The organism is Thermus islandicus DSM 21543, assembly GCF_000421625.1.
GTDB lineage: Bacteria > Deinococcota > Deinococci > Deinococcales > Thermaceae > Thermus > Thermus islandicus.
Genome location: NZ_ATXJ01000001.1, coordinates 332,783 through 348,391, shown reverse-complemented (window position 1 = coordinate 348,391; position 15,609 = coordinate 332,783). Strand labels below are relative to the sequence as shown.

General features: G+C 67.6%; 18 protein-coding genes, 1 tRNA gene and 2 riboswitches. Of the genes, 14 read left to right on the top strand and 5 right to left on the bottom strand.

Annotated elements, in window-relative coordinates; genetic code table 11:
* Positions 1–16 precede the first annotated feature (16 nt).
* Both H531_RS0101885 and H531_RS0101880 read left to right on the top strand, forming a co-directional pair.
* Positions 17–2,140: a primosomal protein N' family DNA-binding protein gene (locus tag H531_RS0101885; RefSeq protein WP_022797669.1), complete on the top strand. Its 2,124-nt coding sequence runs from the start codon at positions 17–19 to the stop codon at positions 2,138–2,140.
* A gap of 65 nt (positions 2,141–2,205) precedes the next feature.
* Positions 2,206–2,862: a hypothetical protein gene (locus tag H531_RS0101880; protein WP_022797668.1), complete on the top strand. Its 657-nt coding sequence runs from the start codon at positions 2,206–2,208 to the stop codon at positions 2,860–2,862.
* On the opposite strand, the gene H531_RS0101875 is transcribed toward H531_RS0101880, so the two are convergent.
* Positions 2,859–3,326 carry an NUDIX hydrolase gene (locus tag H531_RS0101875; protein WP_022797667.1) on the bottom strand — a complete coding sequence of 156 codons (468 nt, stop codon included), beginning with the start codon at positions 3,324–3,326 and terminating at the stop codon, positions 2,859–2,861. The genes H531_RS0101880 and H531_RS0101875 overlap by 4 nt on opposite strands.
* Complete coding sequence (gene prfA / locus H531_RS0101870; RefSeq protein ID WP_022797666.1) at positions 3,326–4,390, bottom strand: peptide chain release factor 1; 1,065 nt, start codon at positions 4,388–4,390, stop codon at positions 3,326–3,328. Before prfA ends, H531_RS0101875 begins: the two co-directional genes overlap by 1 nt.
* A 65-nt stretch (positions 4,391–4,455) precedes the next feature.
* Between prfA and H531_RS0101865 the strand changes: the two genes are divergently transcribed.
* Complete coding sequence (locus H531_RS0101865) at positions 4,456–5,250, top strand: ZIP family metal transporter (RefSeq protein WP_022797665.1); 795 nt, start codon at positions 4,456–4,458, stop codon at positions 5,248–5,250.
* Between the two features lie 79 nt (positions 5,251–5,329).
* On the opposite strand, the gene H531_RS0101860 is transcribed toward H531_RS0101865, so the two are convergent.
* Positions 5,330–5,662: a hypothetical protein gene (locus H531_RS0101860; protein WP_022797664.1), complete on the bottom strand. Its 333-nt coding sequence runs from the start codon at positions 5,660–5,662 to the stop codon at positions 5,330–5,332.
* Between the two features lie 9 nt (positions 5,663–5,671).
* Positions 5,672–6,271, bottom strand: coding sequence for an SCO family protein (locus H531_RS0101855; RefSeq protein WP_022797663.1), 600 nt, complete (start codon positions 6,269–6,271; stop codon positions 5,672–5,674).
* 186 nt (positions 6,272–6,457) lie between these two features.
* Between H531_RS0101855 and H531_RS0101850 the strand changes: the two genes are divergently transcribed.
* Genes H531_RS0101850 through H531_RS0101835 form a run of 4 tightly spaced genes read left to right on the top strand, consistent with a single transcriptional unit; the run spans position 6,458 to position 8,441 of the window.
* Entirely contained in the window at positions 6,458–6,904 is a 447-nt protein-coding gene (locus H531_RS0101850; protein ID WP_028490597.1) for a hypothetical protein, read from the top strand.
* Positions 6,879–7,475, top strand: a complete 597-nt coding sequence (locus tag H531_RS0101845; protein ID WP_028490596.1) for a MazG family protein — start codon at positions 6,879–6,881, stop codon at positions 7,473–7,475. The genes H531_RS0101850 and H531_RS0101845 overlap by 26 nt, the downstream gene beginning before the upstream one ends.
* 29 nt (positions 7,476–7,504) lie before the next feature.
* The gene (locus tag H531_RS0101840) at positions 7,505–7,975 is read left to right on the top strand and encodes an NUDIX hydrolase (RefSeq protein WP_022797660.1); all 471 of its coding nucleotides are present in this window, start codon (positions 7,505–7,507) and stop codon (positions 7,973–7,975) included.
* Positions 7,938–8,441, top strand: coding sequence for a type 1 glutamine amidotransferase domain-containing protein (locus H531_RS0101835; protein WP_022797659.1), 504 nt, complete (start codon positions 7,938–7,940; stop codon positions 8,439–8,441). Before H531_RS0101840 ends, H531_RS0101835 begins: the two co-directional genes overlap by 38 nt.
* A 135-nt stretch (positions 8,442–8,576) precedes the next feature.
* Here the strand turns inward: H531_RS0101835 and H531_RS0101830 are convergent.
* Positions 8,577–8,653: transfer RNA gene (locus H531_RS0101830), tRNA-Ile, on the bottom strand.
* A gap of 367 nt (positions 8,654–9,020) precedes the next feature.
* Positions 9,021–9,081: riboswitch (Fluoride riboswitch) on the top strand.
* 32 nt (positions 9,082–9,113) lie between these two features.
* Here H531_RS0101830 and H531_RS12720 point away from each other — a divergent pair.
* The 7 genes from H531_RS12720 (at position 9,114) to H531_RS12715 (ending at position 15,607) form a co-directional block, all read left to right on the top strand.
* Positions 9,114–10,670, top strand: coding sequence for a MutS-related protein (locus tag H531_RS12720; protein WP_022797658.1), 1,557 nt, complete (start codon positions 9,114–9,116; stop codon positions 10,668–10,670).
* Positions 10,667–12,139: a MutS-related protein gene (locus H531_RS0101820; RefSeq protein ID WP_022797657.1), complete on the top strand. Its 1,473-nt coding sequence runs from the start codon at positions 10,667–10,669 to the stop codon at positions 12,137–12,139. The genes H531_RS12720 and H531_RS0101820 overlap by 4 nt, the downstream gene beginning before the upstream one ends.
* Before the next feature lie 34 nt (positions 12,140–12,173).
* Positions 12,174–12,234: riboswitch (Fluoride riboswitch) on the top strand.
* A 45-nt stretch (positions 12,235–12,279) separates the two neighbouring features.
* A complete protein-coding gene (locus H531_RS0101815) occupies positions 12,280–13,443 on the top strand; it encodes a cation:proton antiporter (protein WP_022797656.1) in 1,164 nt (387 codons plus the stop codon).
* Positions 13,444–13,617: 174 nt separating this feature from the next.
* Positions 13,618–14,064 (top strand): universal stress protein, encoded by a 447-nt coding sequence (locus H531_RS0101810; RefSeq protein ID WP_342664330.1) that lies wholly within the window; start codon positions 13,618–13,620, stop codon positions 14,062–14,064.
* 9 nt (positions 14,065–14,073) lie between these two features.
* A complete protein-coding gene (locus H531_RS0101805) occupies positions 14,074–14,484 on the top strand; it encodes a hypothetical protein (RefSeq protein WP_156860433.1) in 411 nt (136 codons plus the stop codon).
* Complete coding sequence (locus H531_RS0101800; RefSeq protein WP_156860432.1) at positions 14,469–14,915, top strand: hypothetical protein; 447 nt, start codon at positions 14,469–14,471, stop codon at positions 14,913–14,915. Before H531_RS0101805 ends, H531_RS0101800 begins: the two co-directional genes overlap by 16 nt.
* The gene (locus H531_RS12715; protein ID WP_022797652.1) at positions 14,903–15,607 is read left to right on the top strand and encodes a metallophosphoesterase family protein; all 705 of its coding nucleotides are present in this window, start codon (positions 14,903–14,905) and stop codon (positions 15,605–15,607) included. Before H531_RS0101800 ends, H531_RS12715 begins: the two co-directional genes overlap by 13 nt.
* Positions 15,608–15,609: the final 2 nt, after the last annotated feature.

The window sequence follows — 15,609 nt, the reverse complement described above, 5'->3', positions numbered from 1 at the left end:
CCCTTATCCTAGGCGTATGCGGGCGCTCCGGGTGGCCCTTCCCCTCCCCCTCCCCCCCCTGAGCTACCTGCCCCCCTTGGGGGCCGAGGCGGAGGAGGGGCCCGTGGGGAGGCGGGTGGCCGTACCCTTTCGGGGGGAGGTGCGCCTCGGGGTGGTGGTGGGAGAGGAGGAGGGGCGGGGGGGGATGGGCCTCCGCCACGCCATCGCCTACCTGGACCCCGGGCCCTCCCTGCGCCCGGAGGAGATCCGCTTCCTGGAGGAGGCTGCCCGGTACCTCTTTGCCCCCCTGGGCCAGGTCCTGGCGGACCTCCTTCCCCCCTTTCCCGAGGTCCGCCACCGGGTGCGCCTTTTTCCCGGGACGGACCCCAAGGTCCTGCCCAAGGGCCTCGAGGCCCTTCGGGACTGGCAGGAGGCCCGGGGCTTTGACCCGAAGCTTCTGGACCTCCTTCGGGAGGCGGGGGCCTTGGAGGAGGAGGTGGCCTTCAAGGAGGGGAAGAGGGTCCTCCTCCCCCTGAAGGAGGCCCACCCGGAGCCTGACCTGGACCAGGCGCTTAGGCGCCTTTGGGAGATGGGCCAGGCGGAAAGCCTGGCCGCCCTGGCCCGGGCCACCGGGCTGGGGGTGAGGCGGCTTAAGCGCCTTCTGGACGGGGGCTACGTGGGCTACGGCCCCCCCCTCGAGGGGCCCAGGGCGGAGGGGAGGCTGGAACCCCTTCCCCTTCCCGAGCGCCCCGGGCGCGTGAACGGGGGGCGGTTTGCCGAGAGGCTGCGCCTCCTCAAGGGGCTCGTGGCCGAGGGGGACCACCTGGTCCTCTTCCCCGAGGTGAGCCTTCTCCTGCGCTTCCTGGAGCACTTCCCTGAGGCCAAGCCCTACCACGGGGGGCTTCCCCCCTGGCTTCGCGAAGCCCTCTTCCGCGCGCCCCGGGGCCTCGTCTTCGCCACCTACGGGGGGCTTCTCCTCCCCTTTACCCCCAGGTCCATGGTGGTGGTGGAGGAGGGGAGCGAGAGCTACAAGCTCCCCGCGGGAAGCCGGGCCTTCATCCCCCCCTTGGCCGAGCTGCGGGCCCGGCTTCTCGGCGTGCCCCTCACCTACCTCTCCCTGGTGCCGGCGGTGGAGGTCCTGGACCGGCCTGGCCTCACCTTTCCCGTGCCCAAGCCCAGGGTCTTGATCCTGGACCTGAGGCGGGAAAGGGGCCACCCCTTTACCGGGCGGGCCCTCGCCCTCCTCAGGCAGGTGGAGGAAAGGGGGAGGCAGGCGGTGGTCCTTTCCCCGCGCAAGGGCTTTAGCGCCCTTCTCCTCTGTGCCGACTGCGGCTTTCGGCCCACCTGCCCCCAGTGCGCCCTTCCCTTGCGCTACCACCGGGAGGGGAAGGGCCGCCTCCTCTGCCACCAGTGCGGCCACGAGGCGCTCCCGCCCCCCCTGTGCCCGGAGTGCGGCTCGCCCTTTCTGGAGCCCCGGGGGCCGGGCCTGGAGTGGCTGGTGGAGGAGCTGAGGCGGCACCTCGCCCTTCCCGTCCTCCGCTACGCCAAGGAGGCCAAGGACGACCTGGGCCCCCTCCTCGAGGGGCAGCCCGGGGTGGTGGTGGCCACCACCGCCCTCCTCCGGGGGCCGTCCCTCCCCGAGCTCGCCCTGGTCCTCCTGCCCTATGCGGACGGCTTCCTCCTGGACTCGGACTTCCGGGCGGCGGAGCGCTACCACCGCCTCCTCTGGGCCCTCACCGAGCTCAGGCCCGGGCGGAGGCCCCTCCTTCTCCTCCAGACCTACACCCCCGACCACCCCGCCCACCAGGGCCTCCTGGAGGGGAGCGTGGAGGCCTTCCCCTGGCAGGAAAAGGCCCTTAGGGAGCTCCTGCAATACCCCCCAAGGGTCCGCATGGTGAAGCTGGAGGTCCGCCACCGCAAGGAGGAGCGGGCCCTCGAGGCCGCCCTGGCCCTGAGGGACGCCCTCCAAGGGGTGGCCCGGGAGGGGGAGGTCCTGGGCCCGGCCCCCGCCCCCGTGCCCCGGATCAAGGGGCTTTACCTTTACCACCTCCTCCTTAGAGGGAGCACGGAGCGCCTGGAGGAGCTTCTTTCCCATCTGGACCGTAACCGGTTTAGGCTGGACCCCGACCCCCACCGCTTTGTGGGGCTCTTGGAGGACTGATGCCCTTTTTGCGGGAACTTTGGGGGGTAGGATACCCCCCTGGTTTTCTGGAGTACACTGTTTCCATGGACCCGGGCCTCGAGGCCGCCTTCAGGTACGTGGAGCGCCTCCTCCAAGGGGAGGAGAACCGCCCTGGCCTCACCGTCTACGATGTGGAGCGCCTGGTGGGTTACCCCGTCCGGGGTGAGGGCCCCCTGAGCTACACCCTGCCCCGCACCCAGGCCCTCTCCGGGGTCCAGGCGGTGCGCCTTTACTACTACCCCAAGGATCCGAACCACCAGCTCATCGTGGAGGTGGAGGATCTGGAGGGGCGCAGGCACCTGCGCCACTTCCGATGGAACGGCCTGGCCTGGGAGGTCCCCGAGGGGAGGCGGCCGGACCTGGGCCCTGGGGAGGGCTTGGTCCAGGTGGGGGAGGACTACTTCCTGGGCTTTCCCCGGGAGGAGGCCTTGGAATTGGCTCGGGCGGTGCGCAAGGGGGAGGCCTTGGGGGCCAAGTACCTCCTCTGCCCCCGGTGCGGCGCCCGGACCTTCTACGCCCCCTCGGTCCGGCCCGCAGGGGTGGCCTGCCCCCGGTGCGGCAACCCCACCCTCCTCTTCAAGACCTTCGCCGGCCTCGAGCCCCAAAGGGATCCCCTCGAGGCCCTGGCCGAGGAGCAGCGGGCTCTGCGCCGAGCCCTGGAGGAGCTCACCGCCTACCTGAAGCGGAAGCTCGGTCCCTAGACCCGCACCCCCGGAAGGCCCCAGCCGGAATAGGCGTAGAAGCGGCCCCGCTCCCCCTTGAGGTAGTCCAGAAGGGGCTCCTGCAAGGGGCGGTGGCCGGAGAGCCTAGCCGCCACCTCCTCTAGGGTGAAGAAGCGGGCCTCCACGATGTGCCCATCGGGGTCTTTGGGGTTCAAAAGCCCCTCGTAGCTGGCCCGGAAGGCCAGGGCCAGGGTGCGCTCGTTCTTGCGGCGGTCCTCCACCTGGATGGCGTAGGCCAGGTGTTCTATCCCCTTCACCCGCAGGCCCGTCTCCTCCCGCACCTCCCGCACCAAAGCCTCCAGGGCCGTCTCCCCCGGCTCCACCGTGCCCCCGGGAAGGGTGTAGCGCACCTGGCCCTTTCGGCCCCAGTCGTTGCCCACCAGGAGCACCCGCCCCTGTCGGTCCAGGAGGATGGCTGCCACCACCAGGATCTCCCGGCGCATCACGCTTCCGTCATGGCCTCCAGCTGGCGCTCCTGGTCGGCCCGCCTCAGGGCTTCCAGAAGGGGCTGAAGGCGCCCCGAGAGGACCCCCTCGAGGTCGTGGGTGGTGAAGCCAATGCGGTGGTCCGTGACCCGGGACTGGGGGAAGTTGTAGGTGCGGATCTTCTCGGAGCGCTCCCCGGTACCGATCTGGGCGAGGCGGGTTTTTCGGAGCTTTTCCGCCTCTTCGGCCCGCTTCATCTCCAAAAGGCGGCTACGGAGGATCATGAGGGCCTTCTCCCGGTTCTTGATCTGGCTCCGGGAGTCCTGGCAGGTCACCATGATCCCCGTGGGCAGGTGCACCACCCGCACCGCCGAGTCCGTGGTGTTCACCCCCTGGCCCCCCGGCCCCGAGGCCCGCATTACATCTATGCGGATCTCGTCCATGTTGAGCTGGAAGTCGGACTCCTCCGCCTTGGGCAAAACGGCCACCGTGGCCGTGGAGGTGTGGATGCGCCCCTGGGTTTCCGTGGCGGGGACCCGCTGCACCCGGTGGACCCCGCTTTCGTACTTAAAGGTGCCGTAGGCTCCGGGGCCCCGTACCTCCAAGACCACCTTGGAGAAGCCGCCTAGGTCCGTGGGGTTGGAGTCCAGGATCTCCGTCTCAAACCCCATCTCCTCGGCGAAGCGCAGGTACATCTCCAGGAGGTCGCGGGCGAAGAGGGCGGCCTCCTCCCCCCCGGTGCCGGCCCGGATCTCCACGATGGCGTCCCGCTCGTCCATGGGGTCCTTGGGCAGGAGGTGGCGCTCAAGCTCCCGTTCCAAGGCCTCCTTGCGGGCCTCCAGCTCCGCCTTCTCCGCCTTGGCCACCTCGCGGAGCTCGGGGTCCTCGAGGAGGCTTTCCGCCTGCTCCAGGTCCTCTAGCACCTTGCGGTATTCCCGGATGAGGGCGAGGATCTCCCCCATCTCCGCGTACCGCCGGGAGAGGGCCTGGTAGCGCTTCGGGTCCTTCAGGACCCCTGGGTCGGCGAGAAGCCCTTCCAGCTCCCGGTACTCCTCCTCTAGGCGTGCAAGCTTATCCAGCATACCTAATCCCAGGATACTCCACGGGGGGCTTGCCCCGGGATTTAGGTTAGCCTAAACTAGGGGACATGGCCGAGCCTCTGCTCCACGCCCTCTTGGGCGGCCTCTTCACCTGGGGGCTCACCGCGGTGGGGGCGGCGAGCGTCTTCCTCGCCCGGGAGCCCAGCCGAACGCTTTTGGACGGGATGCTGGGCTTCGCCGCTGGGGTGATGCTGGCTGCGAGCGTCTTCTCCCTCCTCCTTCCGGGGATGGAGATGGCCCAGGCCCAGGGAAAAAACCCCCTTCTGCCCGCCGTGGTGGGGTTCCTGTTGGGCGGGGCCTTCCTCCGCCTCCTGGACCGCTACCTCCCCCACGTGCACCTGGGCCCCAAGGACGCCCCCGAGGGGCTAAAGGCCCTCTGGCGCCGCACCACCCTCCTCATCCTGGCCGTCACCCTCCACAACTTCCCTGAGGGCCTGGCGGTTGGGGTGGCCTTCGGGGCCGCGGGGCTGGACCCCACGGGGGCGGCCACCCTGGGCGGGGCCATTGCCTTGGCCCTTGGAATTGGCCTCCAGAACCTCCCCGAGGGGCTTGCCATTGCCTGGCCTTTGCGGCGGGTGGGGATCGGGTCGGGCCTCGCCTGGTTCTACGGGCAGCTTTCCGCCATCGTGGAGCCCGTGGGCGCGGTGCTTGGGGCTCTCCTGGTGGCCCAGATGATGGACCTGCTCCCTTACCTCATGGCCATGGCGGCGGGGGCCATGGTCTTCGTGGTGGTGGAGGAGGTCATCCCAGAAAGCCAGGCGGAGGGGAACGGGGACGTGTCCACCTTCGGGGTCATGACGGGCTTCGCCATGATGATGGCCCTGGACGTGGCCCTGGGGTAGCCGCTTCCCCGTCCCTTCCCTCGCCCCTGGGGGACAGGAACCTGGCCCGCGGTTTTCCCAGGGTAAAGCCGCGGTGGGGCTACCCCTCTCCCCTCCCCAGGCGCTCCTTAAGGAGGCGGGCCGCCTCCTCCGCCTTGGCCTTGGCGGTTTCCGCCGCCCTCCGGGCCTTTTCGGCAACCTCTTTTAGCCCGTCGGGAATGCCGTCTTGGTCCCGGTCCAACTCGGCTAGGCGGGCCTTGGCCTCGTGCAGGGCCTTCTCGGCCTCCTTCCAGGCCCTTTCCACCACGTCCGGACGGCCGTCCTGGTCCTGGTCCAGCCTCCCTTTGAGCTCCTGGAGGCGCCTCTCCGCCTCCTGGGCCGCCGAAGCGGCCACCTCCTTGGCCTTGGCCAAGACCTCCCTGAAATCCGCCATAGGGGTAGCTTACAAGAGCGCCCTAATGTCTGCCACCACCCGGGGAAGGTACCCTGGATTTTGTATAAGGTTCAGCTTATCCCCGCTCAGGAGGAGGACCAGCTTCCCCCCCCGGATCACGAAGGTGGTGGCCGTGTGGTCCACCAGGTAGTCCCCGGGGCCCCGGTACTGGGTTTTCTGGTAGTACACCCCGAAGGTGCGGGCCACCTCCTGGAGGACTTCCGGCCTTCCCGTGAGCCCCAGGAAGGCGGGGTTGAAGGCCTTGGCGTACCGGTCGGCGATCTCCGGGGTGTCCCGCTCGGGGTCTACGCTCACGAAGATCACCTGCACCCGCCTTTGCTCCTCCGGGGTAAGCCCCTCGTAAACCCGCTTGATGCCGAGGAGGGTGGTGGGGCAGACGTCGGGGCAGTGCGTGTAGCCGAAAAAGAGGAGGACCAGCTTGTCCTGGAAGTCGCGGAGCCTGACCGTTCCCTGGGGGCCTTCCAGGGCGAAGTCTACGGGCTTGGGGTTTAAAAGGCGGGTGCCGAAAAAGGCATGGTTGCCCCGGAAGAGGAAGAGGTAGCCCACGAGGAGCCCGAGGACGGGTAGGAGAAACCAGAAGCGCCGCATCGCATACCTCCGGGTTGGGCAGGGGACCCCACCCCAACCCCCAGCCTAAACCAGGCCAGGGGGGACAAATGTACCCATCCCGGGCTGGGGTAATACCACCCCATGCGGGTCCCGGTAGAAAGTCCCCGCAGGGTTAAAGGGTATAAGCCCTCCCTGGGGATCAGGGGAGCAGGTAGGATGGGGAAGGTGCTTCGTCTCGCCGCCCTATTCTTCGTCTTGCCCTTCTTCCTGCAGCTTCTCGGCCTGGGGGATACCCCTTTGGGCGGGGGGCTTTGCGGGGAGGTCTTTCGGGTGAAGGACCCCGCATGGGCCCTGACGGCCCCGGGGTTCTGGTACGGGGTTCTCTTCATGCTCCTCCTAGCCCTGGAGCTGGGCTTTGGCCTTTCCCTTCTCCTCCTCCCCCTCCTTGGGGAGCGGCTTGGGGCGCGGTGGCTTCGGGCGGGGCGGTATCTGGTAGGGACGCTCTTGGCCCTTTTCCTCCTGACCCGCACCACGGGCCTGCCCGCGCCCGGTGTGGGGGGCTGGGTCCTGGAGCCCGCCCCCCTGGACCCTCTTTCCCTTCTCCTCGTGGGCCTCTCCCTGGCAGGGGGGCTTCTCCTGAGGGAGAATGGGGGGCATGGAGCGGCTTCTTGAGGTCATGCGCCGCCTGAGGGGTCCCGGGGGGTGTCCCTGGGACCGGGCCCAGACCCACGAGAGCCTGGTGCCCTACCTTCTGGAGGAGGCCAGCGAGGCGGCGGACGCCATTCTGCAGGGAAACCCCCAGGAGATGGCCGAGGAGCTCGGGGACGTCCTCCTCCAGGTGGCCTTCCACAGCGTCATCGCCGAGGAGGAGGGTGCCTTCACCTACGGGGAGGTGGAGAGGCGGATCGTGGAAAAGCTCGTCCGCCGCCATCCCCACGTCTTCGGGGAAGCCGAAGCCAAGACCCCAGAGGAGGTCAAGGCCCGCTGGGACGAGCTGAAGGCCCAGGAGGGCAAGGTGGAAGACCCTTGCCGCCTGCCCAAAACCCTGCCCACCCTCCTGCGGGCGTACGAGCTTCAGAAGAGGGGCCTGGACCAGGGGGACGAGGAGGGGCTTAAGAGGGCCTTGGAGCGGGGGGACCTCGAGGAGGCGCTTTGGAACCTGGTGGGGCTTTTCGCCAAGAGGGGTCTGGACCCCGAGAGCGCCTTAAGGAGGCGCTCCCTCAGGGCCTGCCGCAGGGGTTAGAGCCGCCTGAGGGCTTCCGGCTGGCTGCGGTGGCCGTACCCCTTCTGGGGACCCGGGTCCTCCTCACCCGGAGGAGCCCCCACCTGCCCACCCATGCGGGCCAGGTGAGCTTCCCCGGCGGGGTCGTGGAACCGGGGGAGGGGGTGGTGGAGGCCGCCCTGCGGGAGGCCTGTGAGGAGGTGGGGTTAGGGGAGGTGGAGCTTTTGGGTTTCCTCAGCCCCGCCCTTTCCCCCCAGGGCTTCCTGATCCAGCCCGTGGTGGTCTACCGGGAAGACCTTCCCCCCCTGCGGCCCAACCCCGAGGAGGTGGCGGAGGTGCTCCTGGCCCCCGTGGAGGAGCTCCTCGGCGTTACCCCGTGGGGCGAGGTGCGCCTGGGAAGGGAGGTCTGGCACCTACCCTGGCGGGGGGTGGACATCTGGGGGGTCACGGGGAATATCCTTAAGGAGTTCCTGGAGGTGTGGCGTGCGGCGCATCGGGATTTTGCTGGCGGACCTCTTTGACGAGCGGGAGCTGATCTACCCTTACTACCGGGTTCAGGAGGCGGGGTTGGCCCCGCTTGTCATCGGCCCGGAGGCCCGGGAGTACCGGGGCAAGTCCGGGTTGGCCTGGAAGGCCGAGGTGGCCCCCAAGGAGGCGGGGGAGCTTTTGGGGCTCCTCATCCCCGGGGGGTTCGCCCCGGACTACCTGAGGCGGAGCCCGGAGGTGCTGGCCCTGGTCCGGCGGGTGGCGGAGGGGAACCGACCCCTCGGCGCCATCTGCCACGCCGGCTGGGTGCTGATCAGCGCCGGGGTGGTCCGGGGGAGGAGGGTCACGGGCTTTCCCTCCATCCGGGACGACCTGGAAAACGCCGGGGGGCTCTACCAGGAAGCGGGGGTAGTGGTGGATGGCAACCTGGTGACCGCCCAGGGTCCCAAGGACCTTCCTGCCTTTATGGAGGCCTTCCTCAAGCTTTTGGGCTCGGCCTGAGGTTCCCCACCGGAGGCTGGGGCATCTAGGCCCGGGTCACTAAGGGGTCTCGGGAAGACTCCAAAATGGAACCCAATGGCCCCCGAAAGCTTTCCCCCCACGGTAGCGTGGGGGGAAAGCTTTGTGTCCTGGAGCTGGTGGGCGATGGTGGACTTGAACCACCGACCTCACGCTTATCAGGCGTGCGCTCTGACCAGCTGAGCTAATCGCCCCCGCACGCAAAACTTAGCTTAGCCAGGGGGGCTTGCCTCGTCAAGAGACCTCGCCACCTGGCTGGCTTTTCCGCGCTAGTTCGTAAAGGGCGAACGAGAAAGGCAAGCCAGGGGAGGAGCGGTGGGCACGTTCGGCATACGCTGCGAGAAGAGGGGCGTTGATACCAGCATTGCGTTGGGGTGGGGCCGCAGAGGGTCCCCAAGCAGGCTCTCTAGACCTTCCCAGGAGTCCTGGGGGGACCTAGGGGCCGGGGGCGAACACCCTGTAGGGAACGAAACCCCCACGGCCGAGTGCTCGCCATCGGTGCCCACCGCGCCCTTTCTTCCCCTCCGAGCCCTCTAGATGGAGGAGTCCCCGTGGGCTAAACTAAGGCTAGGCGATGGAGTCCGCCTGAACCGCCCACTGGGCTGATGACTCCTACCGGCGATCCGGTAGGGGTTTTCGCTTTTGGAGGTCGGCATGGAAAACCCCTTGACGCTCCGACCGAGCCTGCTGGACCATAAGGGCCTAGACCCGAGGGGGGAGGGGGAGAACCCGCTCTACTTTCCAGACCTCCTTCTAGATGAGCTGGAGGTAAGCCTTTTTGCCTCCCACCCGGGGCTGGATCTCGAAGCCTTCTTCCGCGCTCCCTTAGGGCACAAGGATGCGGTGGTCCACCGCCAAGAGGTGGCTCGGGACCTCGAGGCCCAGCCCTTGGCCCAGGCCTTCCGGGCCTTCTTTCAAGCTATGGAGGCTTTGCGGAAACGTTTGGGCTTGGCCAAAGAGGCCCGCCACCCCTGGCAGAAGCGCCTTTACTTCCTACAGGGGGTAGAGGCTTACCTCGAGGCCTTTAGGGCCTTGGAGGAGGGCTTCGCTCGTCACCCCCCAGGTTCGGCGGGCCTCCGAGGATATAGGGACTATTTGGAGATTTACCAGAAGAATCCCGATCTAATCCGGCTCCTGCGGGACCTAAGGGAGGTCCGCTCCGCCCTTGCCGCCCTGCGTTACACCCTCCATGTGCACGAGGGCCGCCTGGCCCTGAGGGCTTATGGGGGAGAGCCCGACTACGGGGAGCGGGTGGTGGAGACCTTTCGCCCATTCTTCGGCCCGAACCTGCCCGCCTGGCAGGAGCCCGCTCTTCCGCCGGGTCCTTGGCTCAATCACGTGGAGGAGTGGATCCTGGATCACCTGGCCCGTCTCTTTCCCAAAGCCTTCGCCCTCTTGGAGGCCTTCGTCCGGAGCCACCCGGGCTTCGTGGATCCTTTCCTGTTGCGGCTGGAGCAGGAGGCGCGCTTCTTCCTGGCTTACCTGGACTTCATCGCTCCTATGCGAGAGGCAGGCCTCCCCTTCACCTATCCCGAGATTGCCGAGGACCCCCCCTTCTTCGCCGAGAGGGCCTTTGACCTGGTTCTCGCAGCCAAGTTGTTGGGCCAGGGTAAGCGGCCTGTGGAAAACAGCTTCCGCTTCGACAGGGCTACGATCCTGGTAGTCAGCGGGCCTAACCAGGGAGGGAAGACGACCTTTGCCCGCATGGTGGGCCAGGTCCACCATCTGGCTGCCCTTGGGCTTCCCGTTCCGGGGGCACAGGCCCGTCTCTCCCTTCCCGACCGCATCCTCACCCACTTTGAGGTTCGGGAGAACCCTGAGGAACTGAGGAGCAAGCTGGAGGAGGACCTCCATAGGCTCAGGGTCCTTTTGGAGCGGGCCACGGAGCGCTCACTCCTCATCCTTAACGAGCCCTTTGCCTCGGCCGCCTTAACGGATGCCCGGCTCATCGGGCGGTTCGTCCTGGAGAGGATCCGGGCCAAGAGGTGCCGAGCGGTGGTCGTCACCTTTCTGGACGAACTGGCCCGTCTTCCTGGGGCCAAGAGCTTGGTGGCGGAGGTGGATCCGCTGGATCCTGCCCGCCGCACCTTCCGCGTTCAAGAGAAGCCCCCAGATGGCCGGACTTACGCCCTCGCCCTAGCTGAGAAGTACCGGTTGACCTATCCCCTTCTCAGCGAACGCCTGAAGCGGCGCCCAGGAGGTGGCCCGTGAGGGTAGGGCTTCTTTTTCCCGATCGGGATCTGCGGCTGAACCTCCCGCTCCCCTTCGCCTGGGAGGACTTGGAACAGGACCTAGGGCTTAAGGCGGTCCTCGAGGCCATGGCGGAGGGGGACAACTACCTGGAGGAGGTGGCCCGGAAGGTCCTAGCCCAGGGCCTCACCTCGGACCTCTCCACAATCCTCTATCGCCAGGGGGCCGTGCGGGAGGCCCTGGAGAAGCGGACCCTCTTGGAAACAATCTATGTTCTGTGCGGAGAAACCCTGGTGGCCAAGCGACGGCAGGCCTACGGCCTTTACCGGCGGGATCGGCCCGACCTGTATGGGGCCATCAAGGGTATGGAGGCCCTCCTCGGAGGGCTAAAGCAGCTCCTCCGCCACCTCGAGGGCGCCGCCTTCACGAGCCCTCCCTTCCGAGGCCTGCAGGCCCGGCTTCGGGAGGTCTTAACCCCTGTCTTCTTCCGCGAGGCTGAGGAGCACCTGGAGGGCCTCCGCTTCCCCAAGGGGGTCTGGTTGGCGGCGGGCCTGGACCCGGAGGGCCGTGGCCAAGGGTATACCCTTCTCCCCCCGGAGGGGCCTAAGCCTTGGCGGCCCTTTGCTCCTCGGCCCAAGACCTATCTCCTCACCCTTCATCCCCGGGACGAGGCGGGGGCCCGCATCCTCGGCGAGCTTCGGGAGCGGGGGATCCTCGAGGCCGCCAAGGCCTTGGCCGCCGCAGTAGAGGAGGTAGCCCGCTTTTTTGAGGCCTTGCGGGCCGAGGTGGGTTTCCTCCTGGGGGCTGCCCGCTTGGCCCAGCGGCTCAAGGCCCTAGGCCTTCCCGTGACCTTCCCTACCCCGACGGAGGGCCTGCGCCTAGCCTTCAAGGGCCTTTACGACGTGGGCTTGGCCCTAAGGCAGGGGCGCGCGGTGGGGAACGACCTAGAGGCGCACGACAAGAACCCCATCCTCATCACCGGAGCCAACCGGGGAGGCAAGACCACCTTCTTAAGGAGCCTCGGCCTGGCCCAGCTCCTCATGCAAGCCGGGCTCTTCGTAGGGGCCGAGGGCTTTGAGAGCAGCCTGGTGGATGGGATCTTCACCCACTTCAAGCGGGAAGAGGACCGGGCCCTAGAAGCGGGAAAGTTTGAGGAGGAGCTACGGCGGATGGACAATCTGGTGAACCACCTGTCCCGAAAGCCGCTCCTTCTTTTCAACGAAAGCTTCGGGGCCACCAACGAACCGGAAGGGGCGGAGCTGGGCGCTCAGGTGGTGCGGGCCCTGGTGGAGCACGGGGTGCGGGTGGCCTTCGTCACCCACTTCTACACCTTGGCGGTCGCCTTCCTGGGGGATCCCAAGGCCCTATTCCTCAAAGCCGAGCGCCTCTCGGACGGCCGCCGCACCTACCGCCTCCGTCCCGAGCCTCCCGAGCCCACCGCCTGGGGACAGGACCTCCTACGCCAGGTCTTCGGAGAGGTGAGCCCATGAGGGTGTTGCCTCCAGAGGCAAGGTGTGCTATCCTAAAAAGAAAGGCGATGGAGCCCGCCTAAACCGCCCGCTGGGCTGATGGCTCCTACCCGAAGGGGTGGGGGCCTTTGGCTTTCCACCCGAGAAAGGAGGGAAGCCCGATGGATTGGGGCATAGCGGCGATCTGGTTGGGGCTTGCGGTGCTGGCCACCCTGCTTTCCACCTGGGTTCGCCTCTCCGTGGCCCTCACGGAGATCCTGGTGGGCGTGTTGGCGGGGTCCCTCCTGGGAAAGGACCTCCTGCAGACGGGAGCCCCATGGGTGACCTTTCTGGCAGGGACGGGGAGCGTCCTCCTCACCTTCTTGGCCGGGGCGGAGCTGGACCCAGAAACCCTCAGGCGGAGCTGGAAGGAGGCTTTTGGAATTGGCCTAGTGGGCTTCCTCGCGCCGTTCTTGGGCGCTGCTCTTCTGGCCCACGCCCTCTTGGGTTGGGCCAGCCAGGCCAGCTGGCTGGCTGGGGTCGCTCTCTCCACCACCAGCGTGGCCGTGGTCTACGCGGTGATGCTGGAGCTCGGGCTCAATAAGACCCCCTTCGGCAAGGTGATCCTGGCTGCCTGCTTTGTGAACGATCTGGGGACGGTTCTGGCTTTGGGCCTTCTCTTTGCTCCTTTTGGAGGGCGGACGGTGATCTTCGCCCTCGTCCTTCTCCTCGGCCTCCTCGTCCTCCCTCCAGGCATCCGGCGCCTCTTTGCCCGCTACGGCGGGGGTACCTACGAGTTTGAGGCCAAGGTCCTCCTCCTCGTCCTCTTCGCCTTGGGGGCCGTGGCGGTGTGGAGTGGCTCGGAAGCCGTCCTCCCCGCCTATCTCGTTGGCATGGTCCTGGCAGAGAGCGTGGGTAAGGATCACGGCCTTCTTCGGCGCCTAAGAACCCTTATCCTGGGCCTTCTTACCCCCTTCTACTTCCTGCGAGCGGGGAGCCTGGTGAGCCTTTCCGCCCTCTTGGCGGGGTTCGGGGGCTTCCTGGCGCTTCTCCTCGCCAAGATGGCCAGCAAGGTTCTGGGGGTCTATCCCGCTACCCTGGCCTTTCGCTACCCAAGGCGGGACGCCGCCTACACCACCCTACTGATGTCCACAGGTCTCACCTTCGGTACCATTTCCAGCCTCTATGGGCTCAGCCACGGGATTATCAACCAGGACCAGTACTCCCTTCTGGTAGCCGCCGTCATCGCCAGTGCCGTGGTGCCCACCTGGATCGCCAACCGCTTCTTCCTTCCATACCACCGCGTGGAGGAAGCGGCAAGGCTTCGGGAGGAGGTGGAACTGTGACCGGGGTTCGGGGGTGCGCCGGGAAAGCCGCTTTCTGCCAGCCCTCAGGGCTCCCCTGTGACCCTGAGGGGAAGGCTCGGGAAGGCGCCCCCTTGTACTGGGGACCGCTCGTTGCTGAGCCCTGGGAAGGGGCGGAGACAAGGGCCTTGACGAGCGGCCTCTTCACGCTTGGGGATGCCCTCAGGGGAAGGAGGGTGTAGGATGTTTCGTAGAATTCTGGTAGGATACGATGGTTCAGAGATGGCCAAAAAAGCCCTGTTGGCCGCTTTAGAGCTGGCCCGGGTGTTTGGGGGTGAGGTCTTGGCCTTGGCGGTGGTCCGACCCCCGGAGTTCGCTGAGCTCGGGGTGGAGTTGCAAGGGGTACTGGAGGAGGTCCAGGGCCCTCTCGCCGAGGCTTTTGACTTTGCCAACCGCGAGGCGGAGAGGGTGGGCGTTCCCTTGCGTACCCGAAGCCAGGTGGGTCACCCGGCGGAAACCCTGGCCCGGGTAGCGGAGGACGAGGGGTTTGACCTCATCGTGCTCGGGCGTCGGGGCCTTACCCCCGTGCAACGTTGGATGCTGGGGTCGGTCTCCGAGCGGGTGTTGCGCTACGCCCCGTGCGCCGTGCTGGTGGTGCACTGAGGAGGTGCCGTGGAGAAATGGCCTGTATGCCCTTACCGCCGCGAGGGGCGCTGCGGCGCCGAGGAGGAGCGCCCGGTGACCCCCGAGGTATGCGGGGCCTGCCCCATACCCGAGGCCTTGGCCCACCCCAGGGCCTGCCTCTACCTGGTCCCCTTTCGTCTCGAGGGGGAGGCCCGCTTCGCCTGCCGCTTCACCTTCTCTTGGGCCCGGGAACCTGCGGTCGCGGATTGGCGGCGCCTTTGCCCCTGCGTCTACTGGTTCCCCCGGGCCCCCGAAGAGGCGTGGATCCGGGACCTGCGGGAGGTTCAGGACCGCTACCGTCGGGTCCTCCGGGGCCTCGAGCCCCGCTGGTCGTCCCCTACCGCTAAGCCAGCAGGGAACGAGCCCAAGGGAAGGAGGTGGCCGTGGAGGCGGGGTTGATCCCGGTGGGCCCCAAGGACCTCTACGAGGCCCTCGTCTTGGTGGAGCAGGGTCTAGGCTGGCCCGGGATCCTCCCTGCTCTGCGACAGACGGTGGACGAGCCGCTTGCCACCTTGGCCCTGGGGGAGGAGCTTGGGCTTTGGCGGCAGCAGGGCTTCTCGTTAGGGCTCACCCTGGCAGGCCGGGCCTGGCTGGAAGACCCTGCCCGGCCTCCAGAAGCCCTCTTCCACCTCCTGGAAGCCCTCCCCTGGGTGGAGGTGCTGGAAGCCCTGGAAGAGAAGGAGGTCCTGCGCCTCCCCCATCTCCTGCCCCTTTTCCCCCCAGGCCCCCGCGGGGAGAAGGCGGCCCGAGCCCTGGCGGAGTGGGGTGGGGTGCTGGGCCTTTGGGACTACGAGGAGCGGAGGGAGGAGATAAGGCGATGCGCGTCCTGATCCTGAGCGACCTTCACGGGAACGTCTGGGCCCTGAGGGCCATCGTGTCGGCGGTGGGGAAAGTGGACGCTGTCCTCTTCGCCGGGGACGCGGTCAACTATGGTCCGAGCCCCCGCGGGGTCCTCTCCTGGCTCAAGCGGGTGGGCGCGGTGGCGGTGCGGGGCAACCACGACCACGCGGCCGCCTTCGGCACCGACCCCAAGGCCGCCCCCCGCAAGGCTCATCTGGCGCGGGCCCTTCTGGCGTGGACACGGAGCGCGCTACGGCCGGAGGACCTGGCCTATCTGCGGAGCCTTCCCCTCTACCTTGTCTGGGCCGCCGACGGGACCCGGTTCGCCTTGGTTCACGGGAGCCTCCAGGACCCTCTCTACGACTACCGCCTAGACCCCGAGACAGGGGAGGAAGCGCTCCTGGAGGCGGCGGAGAGCCTCAGGGCAGAGGTAGTGGTCTTCGGCCACACCCACCTGCCCTTCGTGCGCGTCATTGGGGGAAAGCTCTTCGTCAACCCGGGCTCGGCGGGCCAGCCCCTGGACGGAGACCAAAGGGCCAGTTTCGCCCTCTACGAGGGGGGCCGGGTTCGCCTGCACCGGGTGGCCTATCCCATGGAGGAGCTCTTCCGCGCCCTGGAAGGACTCCCCCTGCGGCCAGAAGAGATGGGGGAGCTTCTTGAGCTCTACCGGAAGGCAAGGTGAGG

Coding starts and splice junctions, on each gene's coding strand:
- H531_RS0101860 (WP_022797664.1), bottom strand. CDS start 5,662: ATGGCGGATTTCAGGGAGGTCTTGGCCAAGGCCAAGGAGGTGGCCGCT.
- H531_RS0101875 (WP_022797667.1), bottom strand. CDS start 3,326: ATGCGCCGGGAGATCCTGGTGGTGGCAGCCATCCTCCTGGACCGACAG.
- H531_RS0101855 (WP_022797663.1), bottom strand. CDS start 6,271: ATGCGGCGCTTCTGGTTTCTCCTACCCGTCCTCGGGCTCCTCGTGGGC.
- prfA (WP_022797666.1), bottom strand. CDS start 4,390: ATGCTGGATAAGCTTGCACGCCTAGAGGAGGAGTACCGGGAGCTGGAA.
- H531_RS0101815 (WP_022797656.1), top strand. CDS start 12,280: ATGGATTGGGGCATAGCGGCGATCTGGTTGGGGCTTGCGGTGCTGGCC.
- H531_RS0101880 (WP_022797668.1), top strand. CDS start 2,206: ATGGACCCGGGCCTCGAGGCCGCCTTCAGGTACGTGGAGCGCCTCCTC.
- H531_RS0101810 (WP_342664330.1), top strand. CDS start 13,618: ATGCCCTCAGGGGAAGGAGGGTGTAGGATGTTTCGTAGAATTCTGGTA.
- H531_RS0101845 (WP_028490596.1), top strand. CDS start 6,879: ATGGGGGGCATGGAGCGGCTTCTTGAGGTCATGCGCCGCCTGAGGGGT.
- H531_RS12720 (WP_022797658.1), top strand. CDS start 9,114: ATGGAAAACCCCTTGACGCTCCGACCGAGCCTGCTGGACCATAAGGGC.
- H531_RS0101865 (WP_022797665.1), top strand. CDS start 4,456: ATGGCCGAGCCTCTGCTCCACGCCCTCTTGGGCGGCCTCTTCACCTGG.
- H531_RS0101885 (WP_022797669.1), top strand. CDS start 17: ATGCGGGCGCTCCGGGTGGCCCTTCCCCTCCCCCTCCCCCCCCTGAGC.
- H531_RS12715 (WP_022797652.1), top strand. CDS start 14,903: ATGCGCGTCCTGATCCTGAGCGACCTTCACGGGAACGTCTGGGCCCTG.